We start from the raw sequence: 532 nt of genomic DNA, 5'->3' as shown, positions 1-532 counted from the left end.
GGGGTGGGCGAGGCGGCGCAGGACGGCGAGGCGGCGGCCCACGGTGTCGCTGCGGGGGCTGAGGCGCTCGTGCGGCAGGGTCTCCCAGGACGGGTACTCCACGACGCCCTCCGAGGGGAGGAGCGAGCGCAGGGCCGCCGCCAGGTCCTCGGCCTCGCGGCCCGTCGCCGTCACCGCGAGGACCGGGCGGTCGGTCTCGCGGGCGAGGGCGGCGATGGCGAAGGGGCGGGCCGCCGGGGGGCCGACCAGGTCGACGTGCATGCGGTTGCCGTCTGCGGCCGCCGTGATCGCTTCCGCGAGGGCGGTGTCCTTGACTACGGCGTCGAGCAGACCGTGCAGGCTCATGGAGGGGGCGCTTCCGTCCGGGGGGTGGGCAACACGAAGGGCCCGACGCGTGTAGTGGGCCGGGGGCTTCCAGCGTACGTCGCTGCGGGGGCGGGTGCCGGGGGCTGTGGATAACGTCCGTTCTCTGTCACCCGGCGGTGGTGCGGCCCCGGCATTCCTCGCCCCCGCCGCCCCTACCCGTCCCATC

General features: G+C 76.3%; 1 protein-coding gene. It reads right to left on the bottom strand.

From position 1 onward, the window contains the following. The coding region (locus L0P92_RS44855; protein ID WP_234768863.1) for a hypothetical protein at positions 1-345 on the bottom strand (345 nt) is incomplete at its 3' end. Positions 346-532: the final 187 nt, after the last annotated feature.

This window comes from Streptomyces muensis (genome assembly GCF_021474425.1).
Taxonomy (GTDB): domain Bacteria; phylum Actinomycetota; class Actinomycetes; order Streptomycetales; family Streptomycetaceae; genus Streptomyces; species Streptomyces muensis.
This window is presented reverse-complemented; position numbering and strand designations above follow the sequence as displayed.